We start from the raw sequence: 17,655 nt of genomic DNA, 5'->3' as shown, positions 1-17,655 counted from the left end.
CGCGGCGACCACGGCACTCGACAACCGGATCTCGATGCCTATCGGTGAGCGGCTGTCGATCGTGTTCAGTGACAGCTTGACCATCGCCAAACGCAACGTCATCAAGATCAAGCGCGTACCCGATGTGCTGATCTTCTCGACGCTGTCGCCGATCATGTTCGTGCTGCTGTTCGCTTACATCTTCGGGTCGGCGATCGAGGTGCCCGGCATGTCGGGCGGCTATCGAGAGTTCTTGATCGCGGGCATCTTCGCGCAGAGCGTGGTGTTCGGCGCAACCTTCACCGGTCTGGGACTCGCCGAGGATATGCAGAAGGGCATCATCGACCGGTTCCGTTCGCTGCCGATGGCGCCCTCTGCCGTGTTGGTCGGCCGGACCCTCAGCGATGTGGTGATCAACGTGGTCAGCCTGGTGGTGATGTCGCTGACCGGTTATGTCGTCGGCTGGCGGATCCGGGGTTCGTTCCTCGACGCGGTGCTGGCGTATGTGCTGTTGCTGCTGTTCGCCTACGCGGTGTCATGGATCATGGCCGTCGTCGGACTGCTGGTGCGGGCGCCCGAGGTGTTCAACAACGCGAGCTTCATGGTGATCTTCCCGCTGACATTCCTCGCCAACACATTTGTGCCGCTGGAGAACCTGCCGACGGTGCTGCGGGTGTTCGCCGAATGGAATCCGGTGTCCGCGGTCACCCAGGCAACGCGCGAGCTGTTCGGCAACACCAGCCCGATGGCGCCGCAATCGGACGCCTGGTCGATGCAGCATCCGGTGGTGACGACGCTGGCATGGGTGGTGATCATCCTGCTGGTGTTCATCCCGCTGTCCCTGCGTCAGTACAAGCGGACCGTGAGCCGCTGACCGAAAGACGAGATCAGCGACCGTTTTCCGCGCCGGCTCCCGCCAACGGGGTCGGCGCGGAACCGTTGCGGGAGTATCCGATCCGAGGCGGTGCCGGGGCGGGCTCCGGGGCCTGCGGTCGCTTGCTGCGCACCAGCCAGGCCACGCCACCCGCCAGCGCGACGAGGGTCGCGGCAATGAGCCGGTTACGAGTACGTGCAGATACGTGAAGGCGCCCCAAGGTCATTCGACCACTCTGGCACAGACCCGCCATTCGCGCAGTAGCCGCAGCTGAGGGACCTGCTCGGCCCGGTTCCCGCCGAAGCCGGTCGCGCGTGGCACGATGGGCGGCGTGACCTCACCGAATCAGACCGCCGTTGCGACGCTGCACACCAACCACGGTGACATCAAGATCTCGCTCTTCGGTAACCACGCTCCGAAGACGGTGCGGAATTTCGTCGGCCTTGCCGACGGCACTGCCGCCTACACGACGGAGAACGCGAGCGGTGGAACCTCAGGACCGTTCTACGACGGCGCGGTCTTCCACCGGGTGATGGACGGATTCATGATCCAGGGCGGCGACCCGACCGGCACTGGTCGCGGCGGACCCGGTTACGAGTTCGGCGACGAATTCCACCCGGAACTGCGCTTCGACCGCGGCTACCTGTTGGCGATGGCCAACGCAGGACCGGCCACCAACGGCTCGCAGTTCTTCATCACCGTTGGTCCGCAGTCGCACCTGAACCGCAAGCACACGATCTTCGGCGAGGTCGTCGATCCGGATTCGCGCAAGGTCGTCGATTCCATCGCCACCACACCGACAGATCGCAACGACCGCCCGAAGGAACCTGTCGTCATCTCGAAGATCACGATCGAATAGTCCGATGAACGCTCAGCCGCCCGCACCGACCTGTGTCCGCCACCCCGATCGCCCGACGGGCCTGGCCTGCACCCGTTGCGGGCGGCCCGCATGCCCCGAATGTCTGCGGCCTGCCGCCGTCGGCCAGCACTGTGTCGACTGCCTGCGGCAGGAGCAGCGCGATGTCCGCCCGGTGCGCACCGTCGCGGGTGCGCAAGTCGCACAGAAGCCGACCCCGTACGTCACCTATGCGCTGATCGCGGTGAACGTGCTCGTGTTCGCGATCACCGCGGCCCAGTCGCGCAGCCTGGTGGACAACTACAACGGGTCGCAGCTGTTCCGGCGCTGGGTACTTGTTCCGCATCTCGTTGCCGACGGCGATTGGGTACGGGTGATCGGGTCAGGGTTCCTGCACTACGGCCCGATCCATTTGATGCTCAACATGTTCGCGCTGTATGTGGTCGGCCGGGATGCCGAGCTGGTGCTCGGACGGCTGCGCTATCTCGCGGTCTACCTGGTCTCGCTGCTCGGTGGTTCCGCTGCCGTGATGGTCTTGGCACAGAACAGCGCCACCGCGGGTGCGTCCGGGGCGGTATACGGCCTGTTCGGCGCGATCACGGTGATCCTGATTCGGTTGCGGCAGAACCCCAATCAGATGTTGATCCTGATCGGCATCAACATATTCATCAGCTTCTCGTTGCCCGGTATCTCCATGTGGGGCCACCTCGGCGGTCTGACGGCGGGCACGCTGGCGACTCTCGGCATCCTGTTCCTGCCGGCGTGGCTGCGCGCGAAAACCCAAGAGACCGCGGGCCTTATCGGCTGGGTCGCCATCGCCGCGCTCGCTGTCGTCGCGCTCTCGGTGACCGGCGCCGTAGCGGTATCGCTCGCCGCCTGACGGGTTCCGCTGTCCTGCTTCACGTGAAACGTCCCGACCTCGTCAGCCGGGACCGGCAGCAGCTAGTCGGCGGGCAGCGATGCCAACCCGTGCACGAGCAGCGTGTCGAAGACGTCATCGGGGCTGGCGCCGAGATCCCAACGGCCGAAGATCAGCAGCCGCTCGTCGCCGTTGTGCCGGACGTCGATCTCCAGCATGGGCGTCTTGCGCCCGAGGCGGCGGTAGCCGACCACGCGGGCGCGCACGATCTGATCGCGGGTGTACTCGGTCGGGCCGACCAGGCTGCGCACCACAAGGCGCGGTTCGTGACCCGGTATGACCGAGAGCCGGGGGCGCTGGCGGAATCCGAGCCCGGCAAGGACCAGCAGTCCAGCCGCGGCCAGCCCGATGAGCAGCCGGCTCGGCGCCTCATCGGCAAGGATGGCGGCGCCGGCCAAGATCACGCCGCCCACCGTGACCGCGATCAGGGCAGGCGTAGGCGTGGTCCAGGCGATGCGCGGGTCGGGAGTCCTGGACTGTGGACTTTCGGGATTCACGAGCCGCTTTCCCCAATCGTTCCTCGAGTTGTCCACAGGGTCATCCACAGGTGTGAATGAATGACACGTCTGTAATCTGCGCGCCGTGCGCTCGAAAGCTCAGCGCCACCGCATGGTCATGATCAAACCGACGACCATGAGGCCGAAGCCGATCAGGAAGTTCCAGGCACCGAGATCGGCCATCCAGCCGATCTTGTCGTTGGCCAGGTAGTAGACGAGTAGCCACACCAGCCCGGCGAGCATGAACCCGAGCATGATGGCGACGTACCAGACCGGGGACGGCCCGACGGCCTTCACCTTCACCGGCGTCCGGCCGGCGGGATTGATCGTATAGTCGGTCTTCTTACGGACCTTCGACTTGGGCATGACGTCCTCGTGTTCGGCGTGCGGGTCGGTACCGGCGGGACAACGTCGGTCGAGTTGTGTCGAGCACCACTCACCGCGGCATCCGATCCGGGATCAGCCGGGACCGGTCCGGGCGAGGCTCGGTCCCCTCCGGTGTGCCTCTAGGCTATCCCAACTGGTAATGGATGCGACGCCGTGCCATACGGCCACGTAATCTCGATCTCATGCGTGTATTGGTCGTCGACAATTACGACAGCTTCGTCTTCAACCTGGTGCAGTACCTCGGCCAGCTCGGCGCCGAGGCCATTGTCTGGCGCAACGACGACGCGCAGCTGGCCGATGTGGACGCCGTCGCGGCCGAATACGACGGCATTCTGATCAGCCCGGGCCCCGGCACTCCGGATCGCGCGGGTGCCAGTATCGACCTGGTGCACGCCTGCGCGCGGCAGCTCACACCGTTGCTCGGGGTGTGCCTCGGCCATCAGGCGATCGGCGAGGCATTCGGCGCCACCGTCACCCGCGCGCCGGAGCTGCTGCACGGCAAGACCAGTTCGGTATTCCATATCGATGCGGGCGTGTTGGCCGGACTGCCCGACCCGTTCACCGCCACGCGGTACCACTCGCTCACCGTCCTGGAGGAGACGTTGCCCGACGACATCGAGGTGATCGGTCGCACCGAGAGCGGCATCGTGATGGCCATGCGGCACCGCACGCTGCCGATCCACGGCGTGCAGTTCCACCCTGAGTCGGTGCTGACCCAGGGCGGGCATCGGATGCTGGCGAACTGGCTGGAGGTCTGTGGCCGACGCCCGGCCGAGGGGCTGGTGGAGATGCTCGAGGCAGAGGTCGCGGCTCTGGTGACCCAGTGACGCGTCCATACGTCCTGCTGTCGGTCGCGGTCAGCATCGATGGCTACATCGATGACGCGGGCCCAGAGCGATTGCGACTGTCGGACGAGGCCGACTTCGATCGGGTCGATCAGGTCCGAGCGGAATCCGACGCGATCCTGATCGGCGCCGAAACACTGCGCCGTGACAATCCACGCCTGCTGGTCAACAACCCGGATCGGCGGGCCGAGAGGATTGCCGCAGGGGGCAAGCCGGAGTACCCGCTGAAGATCACGGTCTCGGCGAGCGGGAACCTCGACCCCGATCTGAAGTTCTGGCACCACGGCGGGGACAAGCTGGTCTACACCACCGAAGCCGGTGCGGCGCGGCTCGGCGACCGGTTGCGCGGTCTCGCCGAGGTCTGCACCCTCGGCACCGATATCGACCTGGGCGCCCTGCTCGATGATCTCGGTCGGCGCGGTATCGCCCGCCTCATGGTGGAGGGCGGCACCCGAATCCATACCGAATTCCTCGCCGCCGACCTCGCGGACGAGCTGCACATGGCCATCGCGCCGATTCTCGTCGGCGACAAGGCCGCACCCCGCTTTCTCAACCCCGCCGCCTACCCCGGCGCCCCGCGGCGTCGCATGCAGCTGGCCGACATGACCCGAATCGGCGACATCGCCCTGCTGATCTACCTCCCCAAGGCGGCCACCGACACCACTCCGAACCGGTGATGGCGAAGGCTGCTGACGCGCACGATCGCCGATTCATGCACAGGGCAATCGAACTGGCGAGAATGTGCCCGCCGAGCGAAACGGCTTTCTCGGTCGGTGCGGTCATCGTGGTCGACGGCGCGGAGATCTCGACCGGGTACTCCCGGGAGACCGACGAGAAGGTGCACGCCGAGGAGTCGGCGCTCGACAAGCTCGACGCGGACGATCCCCGGCTGGCCAGGGCAACGATGTACAGCACGCTGGAACCGTGTTCGCAGCGGGGCACCCCGACGCGGCTGCCGTGCACCGACAGAATTCTGGCGGCCGGGATCCCGCGAGTCGTCATCGCCTGGCGGGAACCGACGACCTTCGTCACCAACTGTGTCGGTGTGGAGAAACTGCGGCAGCACGGCGTCGAGGTGCTCGAATTACCCGACCTGGCCGAGGCGGCCAGGTCGATGAATCAGCACCTGGATCTGCGGTAGTGCGGCGGCGTTATGGCCTGCCGTAGACCGCTGTCACGAACTCGCCGAGCTGGTTGTCATCGAGGTGCCTGGCCAGGTCGGCCTCGCTGATCATGCCGACGAGGCGTTTGCTGTCGATCACCGGCATCCGCTTGATCCGGTGGCTCTCCATTTCGTCGAGCACCTCGTCGATATCGGCGTTGGCGTCGACCCAGCGGGGCGTCGATTCGCACAGGTCCTCGGCGCGAGTGGTGGCCGGCGGCTTGCCCTGGGCGATGCACTTCACCACGATGTCGCGGTCGGTGATGATCCCGCACATCCGTTCGTTCTCATCCGCGATGACCAGGGACCCGACGCCGAGTTCGGCCATTACCCTGGCGGCCTTGCCGACAGTCTCATTTTTGGAAATCCACTGGGCCCCGGGCTTCATGATGTCCCTGGCTGTGGTCATGGGGCTACCTCCTCGTATGCAGCGTGCTGGTGGATGGCGCAGCTGATGGGATGAAGTAGCTCTATTCTCGCCCGGACAACACCGACCGGTCTGTGTTTTCGAGTTATCCGGGCGAGCTCGTTTATCAGGGCGGTCCGAGGACTCCGGTGCTGATCGAGACGGTGCCGTTCTTCGCGATCGAGGAACCCGCGGCGGGCTGCTGGCCGAGGATCCGGCCCACACTGCCCGTGTCGAAGGTGCCCTGGGTGGACTGATTGATCTGGCTCACCGTCCCCGTCCAACCGGCCTGCCGCAGCCGGTCCAGCGCTGCGGCGGGGGTCAGGCCGACCAGGGCCGGCATGCTGATCTGGTCACCGGTGGAGATCTGCACGATCACCGTGGAACCCTTGTCGGCGGTGGTGCCACCGGCTGGGCTGGTCGAGATCACCTCGCCCTTGGGCTTCGAGGACGGTGTGTCCTGGATGACGATCTTGAAGCCCGAGGAGTCCACCAGATTCGGCTGCGCCACGCTGATGTCCTGGCCGATGACGTTCGGCACCCGGATCTGCTCGGGGCCGGTGCCGATGGTGACGATGATGGCCCGGTCCACGTCGACGCGCGATCCCGCCGACGGCTCCTGCGCGGTCACCTTGTCGGCTTCCTCGGCGCTGGAGGGCTTGCGGATCACGTTCGGATCCATCCGCAGGCCTTTGGAATTCAGCTCCTGCTCGGCCTGCTGCTGGGTCAGTTTGTACAGCATCGGCACCTGCACCTGCGCCGGGCCGGTGGAGACCTGAACGGTGATGGTGCTGCCCTCGTCCACCCGGGAACCGCCGAGCGGCTGCGTGGCGATGACATTGCCGGTGGCGACCTTGTTGTCCGGCTTCTGCTGGACGGCCACCGTGAAGCCGAGCTTCTGCAGCGTCTCCTGGGCCTGCTGCTGCGACTTGTTCGAAAGATCTGGCACCGCGATCTGATCCGGCTTGCTTCCCGGCCCGATCAGTACCCAGAACAGGGCGAACGCCACCGCGACCGCGGCCGCGGCGCCGACCGCGATGTAGATATTGCGGCGCGGGTTCACCGGATCCGCCGTTTCCTGCTCCGCGGTGTCGTCGTTGCGCTCGACGGTGCGGAAGCTGCGCGGCGCCGGTTCGTTGGCGCCGAGGATCGTGGTGCGGTCCTCGTCGGTCATCACCATCGGCGCACTCGGCTTCTGCCCACCGAGCACCCGGATCAGGTCACCGCGCATCTCGGCGGCGGTCTGGTACCGGTTGGCCGGGTTCTTGCTCATCGCCTTGAGCACAACGGAGTCCAGCTCGCGGGGCACCCCGGAATGCACATGGGACGGCAGCCGTGGATCCTCCCGCACATGCTGGTAGGCCACCGCGACCGGCGAGTCTCCGGTGAAAGGCGGTTCGCCGGTGAGGATCTCGAACAGCACACAGCCGACGGAGTAGACGTCGGAACGGGCGTCGACGGTCTCACCGCGCGCCTGCTCGGGCGAAAGGTATTGCGCGGTACCGATGACCGCCGCGGTCTGGGTCATCGGGTTGGCGGCGTCGGCGATCGCGCGGGCGATGCCGAAGTCCATCACCTTCACCGCACCGGCACGGTTGATCATGATGTTGGCCGGTTTCATGTCCCGGTGCACGATTCCGGCCTTGTGGCTGAAATCCAGTGCGGCGCAGACGTCGGCGACGACCTCCATGGCCCGGCGCGGTGGCATCGGACCCTTGCCGCGCACGATATCGCGCAGCGTGTCGCCGTCGACGTACTCCATTACGATGTACGGCAGCGGGCCGCCGTCCACCTCGGCCTCACCGGTGTCGTACACCGCGACGATCGCCGGATGATTCAGCGCGGCCGCGTTCTGCGCTTCCCGCTTGAAGCGCAGATAGAACGTGGGATCCCTGGCCAGGTCCGCGCGGAGCACCTTGATCGCCACGTCACGGCTCAGCCGTAGATCGCGGGCCTTGTGCACCTCGGACATGCCGCCGAACCCGATGATCTCGCCCAGCTCGTAGCGCGAGGAGAGGTTCTTCGGGGTCGTCATGGCTGTCCTTGCGGAAGAGGGGCTGCGCCGGGGGTGACCGAGGGGCCTCGGGCACCGGGACTATCCGGAAATGGTAGGTCGAGCGTGGGGAACCGCGACTTACTGGTGGTGGTAGGCGCTGTTGTCTTCGCTGGTTTCGTCGTGCTCGGCGCCGTCGTGCTCGGTGCGGGTGTCGTCGTCGGCGGTTCCGGGGTGGTGGTCGGCGGTTCCGTCGTCGTCGGCGGCACGGTGGTCGGCGGCTGCGTCGGCGGCGGGGGAGCCGGCTTCGGCGTCGTGGTGGTGGCGATCGGTAGCGGCGGCGGGAGCGGCACGGTCGTCGATACCACCGTCGTTGTCACGGGCTTCACACTGTCCGGATTGGTGTCGCCACCGAACAACAGGTAGATGGCGGCGCCGCCGAGCAGCAGCGCGCCGCCACCGAGTCCGCCGAGCCACTTCTGCGTGGTGGTGAACCGCTGGCCGTTACCGGGCGGCGGCGCAACGGGGCCGGAGGTCGTCGAGCTCAGGACGGTCACGGGTGCGGCCGCCGCCGCGCCCGCCACGCCCATGGGCTGGGCCGGGGTGGAATACCGAACTGTCGGACCGTTGTCGTAGCCGTGTTGACCGGACGGCAGCATCACCGTCGGGCCCGGAGGCAGCACCCTGGTCGCACCCGTGGTGAGCGGTCCAGCGCCTGATCCGGCGCCGCTCGGCGGCGGTGGCCTGCGTCCGGCGCGGACCGCGGCGACAGCGTCGGCGAACTCGCCGCCGCGCGCATAGCGGCGGCCGGGTTCCTTGGCCATCGTGATCTCGATGAGTTCGCGCACGTTGGCGGGCAGATCCGCCGGCATCGGCGGCGGGGCCTCGCGCACATGCTTCATCGCGACGGTGATCGCGCCGTCGCCGGTGAATGGCCGCTGCCCGGCCAGTACTTCGTAGCCGACGACACCGAGGGCGTACACGTCGCTGGCGGCGGTGGCGTCCTCGCCGACCGCCTGCTCCGGCGCGATGTACTGCGCCGTGCCCATCACCATGCCGGTCTTGGTCACCGGGGAGGCGTCCACCGCCTTGGCGATGCCGAAGTCGGTGATCTTCACCTGACCGGTCGGCGTCACCAGGATGTTGCCCGGCTTCACGTCGCGGTGCACGACGCCGGCCTGGTGCGCGACCTCGAGCGCGCGGCCGGTCTGCTCCAGCATGTCCAGACCCTGGACCACCGACAGCCTGCCGAGCCGGTTCAGCACCGTGTTGAGCGGTTCGCCCTGGACCAGTTCCATCACCAGGTAGGCGGTCTCGCCGCCACTCGGGTCCAAGGTTTCGCCGTAGTCGTAGATTCCGGCGATTCCAGGATGATTCAGCTGGGCGGTGGTCTTCGCCTCGGTGCGGAACCGGTGCCGAAAGGTGGGGTCGGCGGAGAACTCCGACTTGAGGACCTTGACGGCCACCCTGCGATCCAAGCGCGTGTCGAGCGCCTCCCAGACCTGACCCATTCCGCCTGTGGCAATCAGGCGTTGCAGTCGGTACCGGTCGGCGATCATCGCGCCGTTGTTCAGCATCGGGGCCCCCGTACATTCACTCGCACGTTCATATCCTTCAGCTGCCTCGTAGCCCGGCGTCCAGCACCGCACGCGCGACGGGTGCGGCCACCGAGCCACCGGTCGCGGCCAGCGCCCGATCTCCGCCGTTCTCCACGATCACCGCGATAGCGATTTTCGGGTTCTGCGCCGGAGCGAACGCGATGTACCAGGCGTGCGGTGGTGTGCTGCGCGGATTGCTGCCGTGTTCGGCCGTGCCGGTCTTGGAAGCGATCTGGTACCGGGACTGGCCGCCTCCGGCGGTGTTCTGCTCTGAGGCCACCATCAGGTTGGTCAGCGTCGACGCTACCTGGGCGCTGACGGCTTGGCCCACCGAGACGGGCTTGGGCTTGGACAGCTCACTCAGATCCGGTCCCTGCAGCTGTTCGATCAGCTGCGGCTCCATCCGGACGCCACCGTTGGCGATGGTGGCCGCGATGACCGCGTTGTCCAATGGCGTCAGCGCGACGTCGCGCTGCCCGATGCTGCTCTGGCCGAGTGCCGCGTTGTCCGAGATGGTCCCGACGGTGCTCTCGGCGACCGGAATCGGGATGCCGCGGTGTGCGCCGATACCGAAGGCGGCCGCCTCGTCCTTGAGATTGGCGGCGCCGACCTTGAGTCCGAGTTCGACGAACGCGGTGTTGCAGGACAACCGGAACGCGTCGTACAGCGACGCGGTCGGGCCGCCGCCACAGGTGGAGCCGTTGTAATTCTCCAGCGTGGTGGTGGTGCCAGGCAGGGTGATGTTAGGGGCCGCGGTGAATTGATCCTCCGGCCGCGCCGTGCCGTTGGCCAGCGCGGCCGCGGTGACGACCACCTTGAAGGTGGATCCCGGCGGATAGGTCTGCGAGACAGCGCGATTGAGCATCGGCTGACGTGGGTCGGTGCTCAGCATCTCCCATTCCTTGGTGCCGCTGGCACCGTCGTGCCCGGACAGCAGGTTGGGATCGTAGCTGGGTGTGGAGACCATCGTGAGAACTTTCCCGGTGCTCGGCTCGATTGCCACCACGGAACCGGTGTAGCCCTTGCTGGTCAGCTGCTCGTATGCGACCTGCTGCATCGTCGGGTTCAGCGTGGTGAGAACGTTGCCGCCGCGCGGATCGCGACCGGAGATCATGTCGACCAGGCGGCTCCCGAACAGTTGACTGTCGGAACCGTTGAGCACCGAGTCCTCGGCGCGCTCCAGGCCGTTGCTGCCGTACTGCATCGAGTAGAAGCCGGTAACCGGCGAGTACGCCTCGGGGTCTACCGGGTAGGTGCGCAGGTACTTGTAGCGGTCATCGGTGGCGACCGAATTGGCGAGCACCGTGCCACGCGCCGAGATCTGCCCGCGTTGGCGCGCGTACTCGTCGAGCAGCACGCGCGAGTTGCGCGGGTCGCTTCGGTAGTCGTCGGCTTTGATCACCTGCACGTAGGTGGCATTGGCCAGCAGCGCGACGATCATCAACATCACCGCCACCGCGACCCGCCGTAGGGGTGTGTTCATTCCTCGGGCCTCGCTTCCGATCGGCCCGCTTCGGACGACTTGCGCAGCAGTTCCGTCGGCGCGTCCGCGATCGGCCCAGGCTCCTTCTTACGGATCGGTGCTGGGGCGCGGGCGGCGTCGGAAACCTTGATCAGCAAGGCGAGCAGCGCATAGTTGGCCAGCAGCGACGAACCACCGTAGGACATGAACGGGGTGGTGAGGCCGGTCAGCGGAATGAGTTTGGTGACGCCGCCGACGACAACGAACAGCTGGATCGCGATGGTGAACGACAGGCCGGCCGCAAGCAGCTTGCCGAAGCTGTCGCGCACGGCGAGTGCGGTGCGCAGGCCGCGCACGATGAACACCAGGAACAGCAGCAGCACGGCGGCAAGCCCGATCAGACCGAGTTCCTCACCGATGGTGGTGATGATGAAGTCGGTCTTGGCGAAGGGCACCTGCGAGGGCCGCCCGCTGCCGAGGCCGGTGCCCGCCAGCCCGCCGGTCGCCAGCCCGAACAGCGACTGCGAGATCTGGTAGCCGGTGTTGTTGTAGTCCTCGAACGGATGCAGCCAGGTCTGCGTGCGCACCCGCACGTGGCCGAACGCCTGGTAGGCGAAGAAGAATCCCACCGTGAGCAGGCCGCCGCCGATGATCAGCCAGCCAACGCGTTCGGTGGCGATGTAGAGCATCACCAGCACGGTGCTGAAGATCAACAACGAAGTGCCGAGATCCTTTTCGAACACCAGCACGCCGATGCAGACGATCCAGACCACCAGGATCGGTCCGAGGTCGCGGCCGCGCGGGAACTCCATACCGAGGAAGTGCCGCCCGGCCGCGGTGAACAGATCGCGCTTGGCGACCAGCACCGAGGCGAAGAAGACGATGAGCAGGATCTTCGCGAATTCCCCTGGCTGGACACTGAATCCGGGCAGCCTGATCCAGATCTTGGCGCCGTTGGTCTCCGAATATGCTGCGGGCAGCAATGCCGGAATCGCCAGCGCGACAAGGCCCAACAGGCCTAGGGTGTAGCTGTAACGAGCCAGCGTGCGGTAGTCGCGCAGCACGATCAACAGCGCGATGAACACCACCATCCCCAAGCCGGTCCACATGATCTGCTGGTTGGCGTCGGGAGAGGGGATAGCCGAGGAGTTGTATTCGGCGGTCTGTGCGTCGGCGAGATCGAGCCGATGGATCAGTACCAACCCGAGGCCGTTGAGTAGGGCGACGATCGGTAGTAGTAGTGGGTCGGCGAACGGCGCGAAGCGGCGCACGGCGAGATGTGCGATCGCGAACAGCGCGAAGAACGCCAGTCCGTATTTGGCGATATCCCAGGTGACCGACTGCTCCTGACTGGCCTCGACCAGAAAAAGGGATGCGGTCGTGATGACGACTGCCCCGGCCAGCAACAGCAATTCGGCGTTGCGGCGGGTGGACGGCGGCGGCGCGGGCGCGAAGCCGCCGGGGGGACTGGGAAAAGCCCCAGCGGACGGCGGTGCCGGAGCGGACATCAGTCCGTCACCCGGCAGGTCTCCCCCGCGATCTGGGGGTTCGGCGCCGTGGTCGACGTCGGCGCCGTCGGCTCCGACTTGGTCGGCGTCTTGACGTCGGTACCCCTGGTCTCACCCGGATTCGGTTCGGTTCCCGCAGGCGGCGGCGGGGGGTTCTCGGTCGTGGCCGGTACCGGGTTGCCGGTCGGCGACGCCGCCACCGGCGGCACGACTCCTGGCTGCGGCGCCTGCTCGCGAACCGGGCAGGGCGGCAGCAGCTCATCCTGCGCGAGGACCTTCATCTGATCCTTGGCCTTGTCCAGCGAGGTCGGCGGTAGTCCCCGAACCACCTGGGTTCGCCCGGTGGATTTGAGATCGGTCGCCTTCAGCACCCGGCAGCCCGTGGGCAGATCCCGGCCCGGCTGCTCCAGAGTGAGCTCACCGGAGGGCTTGACGCAGCCGACGAGATCGACCTCATGGATCGAATACCCGAGTATCGAACCGGGCAGCCCGCGCAGGATCACGACTTGGCCGTTATCCGCAGCAACGTAGTAGTTGCTGCGGATCATCTTGTAGCCGACCAGCAGTCCGACGAAGACGGCCACCACCAGGGCGACCGCGAGCAGGATCCAGCGCATCTTGTGCGATTTGCCCTTGGCCGGCGGCTCCGGTGTCGCCGCGGCCCGCCGTGGCGCCGCGCGCGGCGGACGCATGGCGGCCGCACGACCCGCTGCGGTGTTCGGTGGCGGGGTGTCCTCGTCCTGACCAGAGGCGGCGCCGGCCACGATGGGATGGCTCTGCCCATAGTCGAGATCGATGACGTCGGCGACAACGACGGTGACGTTGTCCGGTCCGCCGCTGCGCAAGGCGAGTTCGATGAGCCTGTCGGCACATTCGTCCTGGGTGCCCTCACGCATGGTGTTGGCGATCGTCTCGTCGCTGACCACATCCGAAAGACCGTCGGAGCACAGCAGATAGCGATCACCGGCGCGGGCCTCGCGCATGATCAGCGTCGGCTCGATCTCGTTGCCGGTGAGGGCACGCATGATCAATGAGCGCTGCGGGTGAGTGTGCGCCTGCTCGGGGGTGATCCGGCCCTCGTCGACCAGTGACTGGACGAACGTATCGTCCCTGGTGATCTGGGTCAGTTCGCCGCCGCGCAGTAGGTAGGCGCGGGAGTCGCCGATGTGGACGAGGCCGAGTTTCTTGCCCGCGAACAGGATTGCGGTGAGCGTTGTGCCCATGCCATCGAGTTCGGGCTCTTCCTCGACGTGGTCGGCGATCGCGGCATTGCCCTCATGGGTCGCCGCGTCGAGCTTGCCGAGCAGGTCGTCGCCGGGCTCGTCGTCGTCGAGATGCGCCAGTGCGGCGATCATCAACTGGGAGGCCACCTCGCCCGCGGCATGGCCACCCATGCCGTCGGCGAGTGCGAGCAGGCGTGCTCCCGCATAGACGGAGTCCTCGTTGTTGCCTCGGACAAGACCGCGGTCGCTACGCGCTGCGTAGCGGAGAACAAGTGTCACGATCGCAGCTCGATCACTGTTTTGCCGACACGGACGGGAGTACCGAGCGGAACTCGGACTGCGGTGGTGACTTTCGCGCGGTCGAGGTAGGTGCCGTTCGTCGAGCCGAGGTCTTCGACGTACCAGTCGTCGCCGCGCGGGGATAACCGTGCGTGTCTGGTCGAGGCGTAATCATCGGTGAGTACCAGCGTGGAATCGTCCGCCCGCCCGATCAGCACCGGCTGGGTGCTGAGCGAGATGCGGGTGCCGGCGAGTGAACCTTGAGTCACCACAAGATATTTGGCGCCCTTCTGGCCTCGGCTGAAGGATGGCAGCACCGCGGAGCCGCGTGCGGCCCTGGGCTGGATCCTTATGCCGGATGCCGCGTAGATGTCGCTGCGCAAGGTCCGCAGTACCGCCCACACGAACAGCCATAGCAGCAGCAGGAACCCCGCACGGGTCAATTGCAGGATCAATCCCTGCACGGCGTTCCACCTCCTGTTCGACCGTGTACGTCGGTGCCGTAGGTGCTGGAGCGCCCCCACCGGCTTGCTGGTCTTGCCGGCCCCGGTTCTGGTGCCGCGCGTGTGTTGGCAGCATCATAGGGCCGTCAGCCGATTCCGATCACGATACGACCGCAGAATCCCTGATGGCCATGTCGTGACCTGCATCGCGAACTTACAGGATCAGACGATACGGATCAGGATCTCGGAATGCCCGGCGCGGATGACATCTCCGTCGGCGAGCTGCCAATCCTGCACGGGGGAACCGTTGACGAGCGTGCCGTTGGTGGATCCCAGATCCGAAAGCATCGCGGTCGCGCCGTCCCAGCGGACCTCGATGTGCCTGCGCGAGACACCGGTGTCGGGCAGCCGGAAATGGGCGTCCTGGCCGCGGCCGATGATGTTGCTGCCCTCGCGCAGCTGGTAGGTGCGCCCGCTGCCGTCGTCGAGCTGAAGAGTTGCCGAGTAGCCGGAACCGGCCTGTGCGCCACCGCCGTAGGCGGGCGCCGCATAGCCGGGTTGCGCGGCGTAGCCGGGCTGTTGCGAGTAGGCCTGGCCGTAGCCGCCCTGCTCGTCGGGAGCGGCGTAACCCGGCTCCGCGTACCCGGGTTCGGCGTAACCCTGTTCGCCGTAGGCCGGCTGCTGGCCATAGCCCTGCTGCTGCCCATAACCCGGCTCGGCGTAGCCCTGTTCGCCGTATCCTGGCTGACCGTAGCCCGGCTGCCCGTATCCGGGCTCGCCGTAGCTTTGCTGGCCGTATCCGGGCTGCCCGTAACCCGGCTCCTGGTAGCCCTGCTGGCCGTAGTCGGGTTCGGCGTAACCGCCACCCTGCTGGCCGTAGCCACCGCGGTCGGCGGCGTAGCCCGGCTGCCCGTAACCCGGCTCCTGGTAACCCGGCTGGCCCTGTTGGCCATAGCCGGCCTGACCACCCTGTTGGTAGTCGTAGCCGTTCTGGTAGTCGCTGTACCCCTGCTGGGAGTCCGGCGCCTGATAGTCGGAGCCGCCCGGATACGGCGCGCCACCACGGCCGTAGTCCTCGCGGTACGCACCGTTTTGGGGACCGCCCCGCCCGGCGGGCGGTGGTGCGTACCCGCGGTTGCGTGGATCGGACTCCGCGGGCTCACGGCTTGGGTCGTAGCCTGAGTTCTGCGTCATGGGGCCAGCTCCTGGTTGCGGGTTTGCAGGTCGTTGTGGCGTGGGCTCAGGGCCTCGAGCTGGTGTGGCTCGACGACCGACGTCGGGATCGACCCGGCCGCTCGCCCTGAACTGTCCGGTGTGCAGCGTAGGTGATGCCTCGAACGCCACGTGTACTTCGCCGTAGGTCTGCCAGCCTTGCTCGCGGATGTAGTCCTGCAGGTGTTTGGCGAACGCGCGGGTCGTGAGGTCGTGATCCGCGACGAGTTGCTCGTGATCGGACGAGTTGATGGTGATCACGTAATTGTTGGCTGCCAGCTGGTGGCCGCCGCCCAGATCCTGGACGTGATCGGCGGCTTCGCGTTGCAGCGCCGCCTCTACCTCCTGCGGCACAACGCTGCCGCCGAACGCCCTGGCGAACACGTCATCGACGGCGCCCTGCAGACGACGCTCGAACCGTGAAACGATGCCCATCTCGGCCTCCCTTCGGTGAGCGTCTTGTTCTGATTGATAACAACGACACGCAGGCATGGCGTGTCGTGTGTCGACCACGTTCATTGCATGATATCCACGATCGTCCACACCTGTAACTCCTGGAAAGTCCAGCAGGTTCCCGTGGTGGCCTGGCCTGCGCCCAAACGCCGCCTCGAGCCGATTTCGTGTCCCGCATATCTGCGTGATACTGTCTCCCAGTCGCTCGGGCGAGTGGCGGAATGGCAGACGCGCTGGCTTCAGGTGCCAGTGTCCTTCGGGACGTGGGGGTTCAAGTCCCCCTTCGCCCACTGAACACGGAGGCCCGGTCCGATAGGACCGGGCCTCCGTGTTTTTTCGTATGCGCGCTCGTCCCAATGCTGGGAACGTCCATGCACCGCCGGCGCGGGTCATCTCATGCCCTCGTGTACTTCGCGTGTGGAACTGAGTCCAGCCCGGGATTCGAGGAGGTCTCGGCCGGGGGCTCTCGTGGACGGGGTCCAGCGGTCCCACTCGCTGAGAACCGTCGCCGGATCGGTGCCCTCGATCAAGGCCATATCGATGTACTTGCCCGTCGATCGTCGCCGCGATCTTGTTGGGGCATCCCGATCGCGAACATCCGGCGAATTCCTTCCGCACCGCGCGCGGACCTCGACGTGAACGCGACGTAGCGGACCGTCTGACATCCGGAGGGCGAGAAGCGTGGTTACACAACGCAATCCATGGCTGACGATCGTTGACATGACCATCATCGTGGTAGTCGAACCCGCTGATCATGCACGCCCTGAATGCCAATCAACTTCTCAGCCACCTCGACCGGTGTCACCGGCCGTCTCCCTCGCCGATTCATGATGTGTCAGTGGTCGGTCTCATCCTGGATCGACGTGCCACCGAAGGGCGGTACAACGAAGGGCGGCACATCGGTTGCGAGGAACCGATTCGGCTGGCAGGCTAACTCTCAGCAGGCAACTGGACGAATGTCCCGCTGTTTGCTTGGCGGAGAGAGATTTTGATGAGCACTGATTTCGTCCTCTGGACGGGCGCAGTACTGGCTGCAGGTGTTGAGCCAGGTAATTCGCATGACGTTGCCGGCATGCCTTTCACCACGGTGAAAGGAACGTTCACATGGACTATGGCTCGTTAGCTATCGGCGGAGTCCAGAGTCTGATAGTTGCCCGTCGGCGGAAGGCGGCGTCGACCCGGGAAATCGCGTTGGCCGCCTACGTCTCGGGAACCACAGCGAAGGACGTGCAGCAAGGTCCGCGCGCCGATCTGTCGCCCCGCGTCACCGAGTTCGGCCGAGAGCCGTTGCGATTGTTGGAGATTTCCGCACCTGAGCCGGCCGGACCCCGATCGCTGGCCGGCAGTCTGCCGATCCACCGCGCGCCCGCGGTAGCCGAGCCGGCCGGACAAAACGCGGAGAACGGGCGACCACTGGCCGACTCGTCGAGTCGCCGCCTCGTCACCGACACCTGACCGAACGATATCGATAGCTCACCAAGCCCGCGTCGCTTCTTTGCCGCCGGGCTTCTTTGTCAACCCTGAAATACCCTGGATGTGAAACGTGGACACAAGCACCG

18 protein-coding genes and 1 tRNA gene are annotated in these 17,655 nt (G+C 66.3%); 8 read left to right on the top strand and 11 right to left on the bottom strand.

The features are described from left to right. The first annotated feature begins 34 nt into the window (after positions 1–34). Positions 35–853 carry an ABC transporter permease gene (locus ACFQZZ_RS02625; RefSeq protein WP_378674015.1) on the top strand — a complete coding sequence of 273 codons (819 nt, stop codon included), beginning with the start codon at positions 35–37 and terminating at the stop codon, positions 851–853. 13 nt (positions 854–866) lie between these two features. Here ACFQZZ_RS02625 and ACFQZZ_RS02620 read toward each other — a convergent pair whose 3' ends face one another. Beyond that, entirely contained in the window at positions 867–1,079 is a 213-nt protein-coding gene (locus ACFQZZ_RS02620; protein WP_378673329.1) for a hypothetical protein, read from the bottom strand. Between the two features lie 105 nt (positions 1,080–1,184). Between ACFQZZ_RS02620 and ACFQZZ_RS02615 the strand changes: the two genes are divergently transcribed. Further along, entirely contained in the window at positions 1,185–1,712 is a 528-nt protein-coding gene (locus ACFQZZ_RS02615; protein WP_378673326.1) for a peptidylprolyl isomerase, read from the top strand. Between the two features lie 4 nt (positions 1,713–1,716). Beyond that, positions 1,717–2,589 carry a rhomboid family intramembrane serine protease gene (locus ACFQZZ_RS02610; protein ID WP_378673323.1) on the top strand — a complete coding sequence of 291 codons (873 nt, stop codon included), beginning with the start codon at positions 1,717–1,719 and terminating at the stop codon, positions 2,587–2,589. Between the two features lie 62 nt (positions 2,590–2,651). Here the strand turns inward: ACFQZZ_RS02610 and ACFQZZ_RS02605 are convergent, their stop codons facing one another. Further along, positions 2,652–3,125 carry a PH domain-containing protein gene (locus ACFQZZ_RS02605; RefSeq protein ID WP_378674012.1) on the bottom strand — a complete coding sequence of 158 codons (474 nt, stop codon included), beginning with the start codon at positions 3,123–3,125 and terminating at the stop codon, positions 2,652–2,654. 99 nt (positions 3,126–3,224) lie between these two features. Continuing rightward, the gene (gene crgA / locus ACFQZZ_RS02600) at positions 3,225–3,491 is read right to left on the bottom strand and encodes a cell division protein CrgA (protein ID WP_378673320.1); all 267 of its coding nucleotides are present in this window, start codon (positions 3,489–3,491) and stop codon (positions 3,225–3,227) included. A 203-nt stretch (positions 3,492–3,694) separates the two neighbouring features. Here crgA and ACFQZZ_RS02595 point away from each other — a divergent pair, with 203 nt between their 5' ends. The 3 genes from ACFQZZ_RS02595 to ACFQZZ_RS02585 are packed head-to-tail and all read left to right on the top strand — an operon-like array spanning position 3,695 to position 5,498. Continuing rightward, positions 3,695–4,339 (top strand): aminodeoxychorismate/anthranilate synthase component II, encoded by a 645-nt coding sequence (locus ACFQZZ_RS02595; RefSeq protein ID WP_378673317.1) that lies wholly within the window; start codon positions 3,695–3,697, stop codon positions 4,337–4,339. Next, a complete protein-coding gene (locus tag ACFQZZ_RS02590) occupies positions 4,336–5,034 on the top strand; it encodes a RibD family protein (protein WP_378673314.1) in 699 nt (232 codons plus the stop codon). Before ACFQZZ_RS02595 ends, ACFQZZ_RS02590 begins: the two co-directional genes overlap by 4 nt. A 35-nt stretch (positions 5,035–5,069) precedes the next feature. After that, positions 5,070–5,498, top strand: coding sequence for a deaminase (locus tag ACFQZZ_RS02585; RefSeq protein ID WP_378673311.1), 429 nt, complete (start codon positions 5,070–5,072; stop codon positions 5,496–5,498). Positions 5,499–5,508: 10 nt separating this feature from the next. Here the strand turns inward: ACFQZZ_RS02585 and ACFQZZ_RS02580 are convergent, their stop codons facing one another. The 8 genes from ACFQZZ_RS02580 to ACFQZZ_RS02545 form a co-directional block, all read right to left on the bottom strand. Next, on the bottom strand, positions 5,509–5,928 hold the full coding sequence (locus ACFQZZ_RS02580; RefSeq protein WP_378673308.1) for a CBS domain-containing protein: 420 nt from the start codon (positions 5,926–5,928) through the stop codon (positions 5,509–5,511). Positions 5,929–6,052: 124 nt separating this feature from the next. Then, entirely contained in the window at positions 6,053–7,960 is a 1,908-nt protein-coding gene (gene pknB / locus ACFQZZ_RS02575; protein WP_378673305.1) for a Stk1 family PASTA domain-containing Ser/Thr kinase, read from the bottom strand. Continuing rightward, positions 7,957–9,495 carry a protein kinase gene (locus ACFQZZ_RS02570; RefSeq protein WP_378673302.1) on the bottom strand — a complete coding sequence of 513 codons (1,539 nt, stop codon included), beginning with the start codon at positions 9,493–9,495 and terminating at the stop codon, positions 7,957–7,959. The genes pknB and ACFQZZ_RS02570 overlap by 4 nt, the downstream gene beginning before the upstream one ends. A gap of 37 nt (positions 9,496–9,532) precedes the next feature. After that, positions 9,533–10,999: a peptidoglycan D,D-transpeptidase FtsI family protein gene (locus ACFQZZ_RS02565; protein WP_378673299.1), complete on the bottom strand. Its 1,467-nt coding sequence runs from the start codon at positions 10,997–10,999 to the stop codon at positions 9,533–9,535. Continuing rightward, the gene (locus tag ACFQZZ_RS02560; protein ID WP_378673296.1) at positions 10,996–12,486 is read right to left on the bottom strand and encodes an FtsW/RodA/SpoVE family cell cycle protein; all 1,491 of its coding nucleotides are present in this window, start codon (positions 12,484–12,486) and stop codon (positions 10,996–10,998) included. Before ACFQZZ_RS02560 ends, ACFQZZ_RS02565 begins: the two co-directional genes overlap by 4 nt. Further along, positions 12,486–13,988, bottom strand: a complete 1,503-nt coding sequence (locus ACFQZZ_RS02555) for a PP2C family protein-serine/threonine phosphatase (RefSeq protein ID WP_378673293.1) — start codon at positions 13,986–13,988, stop codon at positions 12,486–12,488. Before ACFQZZ_RS02555 ends, ACFQZZ_RS02560 begins: the two co-directional genes overlap by 1 nt. After that, positions 13,985–14,452, bottom strand: coding sequence for an FHA domain-containing protein (locus ACFQZZ_RS02550; protein WP_364904974.1), 468 nt, complete (start codon positions 14,450–14,452; stop codon positions 13,985–13,987). Before ACFQZZ_RS02550 ends, ACFQZZ_RS02555 begins: the two co-directional genes overlap by 4 nt. Positions 14,453–14,653: 201 nt before the next feature. Next, positions 14,654–16,078: an FhaA domain-containing protein gene (locus ACFQZZ_RS02545; protein ID WP_378673288.1), complete on the bottom strand. Its 1,425-nt coding sequence runs from the start codon at positions 16,076–16,078 to the stop codon at positions 14,654–14,656. 225 nt (positions 16,079–16,303) lie between these two features. Here ACFQZZ_RS02545 and ACFQZZ_RS02540 point away from each other — a divergent pair. Both ACFQZZ_RS02540 and ACFQZZ_RS02535 read left to right on the top strand, forming a co-directional pair. Further along, positions 16,304–16,386 (top strand) — tRNA-Leu (locus tag ACFQZZ_RS02540). 814 nt (positions 16,387–17,200) lie between these two features. Further along, positions 17,201–17,551 (top strand): hypothetical protein, encoded by a 351-nt coding sequence (locus ACFQZZ_RS02535; protein WP_378673285.1) that lies wholly within the window; start codon positions 17,201–17,203, stop codon positions 17,549–17,551. Positions 17,552–17,655 lie beyond the last annotated feature (104 nt).

It is taken from the genome of Nocardia sp. GCM10030253 (assembly GCF_042675075.1).
Classification (GTDB): domain Bacteria; phylum Actinomycetota; class Actinomycetes; order Mycobacteriales; family Mycobacteriaceae; genus Nocardia.
This window is presented reverse-complemented; position numbering and strand designations above follow the sequence as displayed.

What these genes read in the sequence shown, in the direction of transcription:
- ACFQZZ_RS02595 (WP_378673317.1), top strand. Translation starts at nt 3,695, where the DNA reads ATGCGTGTATTGGTCGTCGACAATTACGACAGCTTCGTCTTCAACCTG.
- crgA (WP_378673320.1), bottom strand. Translation starts at nt 3,491, where the DNA reads ATGCCCAAGTCGAAGGTCCGTAAGAAGACCGACTATACGATCAATCCC.
- ACFQZZ_RS02570 (WP_378673302.1), bottom strand. Translation starts at nt 9,495, where the DNA reads ATGCTGAACAACGGCGCGATGATCGCCGACCGGTACCGACTGCAACGC.
- ACFQZZ_RS02585 (WP_378673311.1), top strand. Translation starts at nt 5,070, where the DNA reads ATGCACAGGGCAATCGAACTGGCGAGAATGTGCCCGCCGAGCGAAACG.
- ACFQZZ_RS02565 (WP_378673299.1), bottom strand. Translation starts at nt 10,999, where the DNA reads ATGAACACACCCCTACGGCGGGTCGCGGTGGCGGTGATGTTGATGATC.
- ACFQZZ_RS02620 (WP_378673329.1), bottom strand. Translation starts at nt 1,079, where the DNA reads ATGACCTTGGGGCGCCTTCACGTATCTGCACGTACTCGTAACCGGCTC.
- ACFQZZ_RS02560 (WP_378673296.1), bottom strand. Translation starts at nt 12,486, where the DNA reads ATGTCCGCTCCGGCACCGCCGTCCGCTGGGGCTTTTCCCAGTCCCCCC.
- ACFQZZ_RS02625 (WP_378674015.1), top strand. Translation starts at nt 35, where the DNA reads ATGCCTATCGGTGAGCGGCTGTCGATCGTGTTCAGTGACAGCTTGACC.
- ACFQZZ_RS02535 (WP_378673285.1), top strand. Translation starts at nt 17,201, where the DNA reads ATGGACTATGGCTCGTTAGCTATCGGCGGAGTCCAGAGTCTGATAGTT.
- ACFQZZ_RS02580 (WP_378673308.1), bottom strand. Translation starts at nt 5,928, where the DNA reads ATGACCACAGCCAGGGACATCATGAAGCCCGGGGCCCAGTGGATTTCC.
- ACFQZZ_RS02610 (WP_378673323.1), top strand. Translation starts at nt 1,717, where the DNA reads ATGAACGCTCAGCCGCCCGCACCGACCTGTGTCCGCCACCCCGATCGC.
- pknB (WP_378673305.1), bottom strand. Translation starts at nt 7,960, where the DNA reads ATGACGACCCCGAAGAACCTCTCCTCGCGCTACGAGCTGGGCGAGATC.
- ACFQZZ_RS02545 (WP_378673288.1), bottom strand. Translation starts at nt 16,078, where the DNA reads ATGGGCATCGTTTCACGGTTCGAGCGTCGTCTGCAGGGCGCCGTCGAT.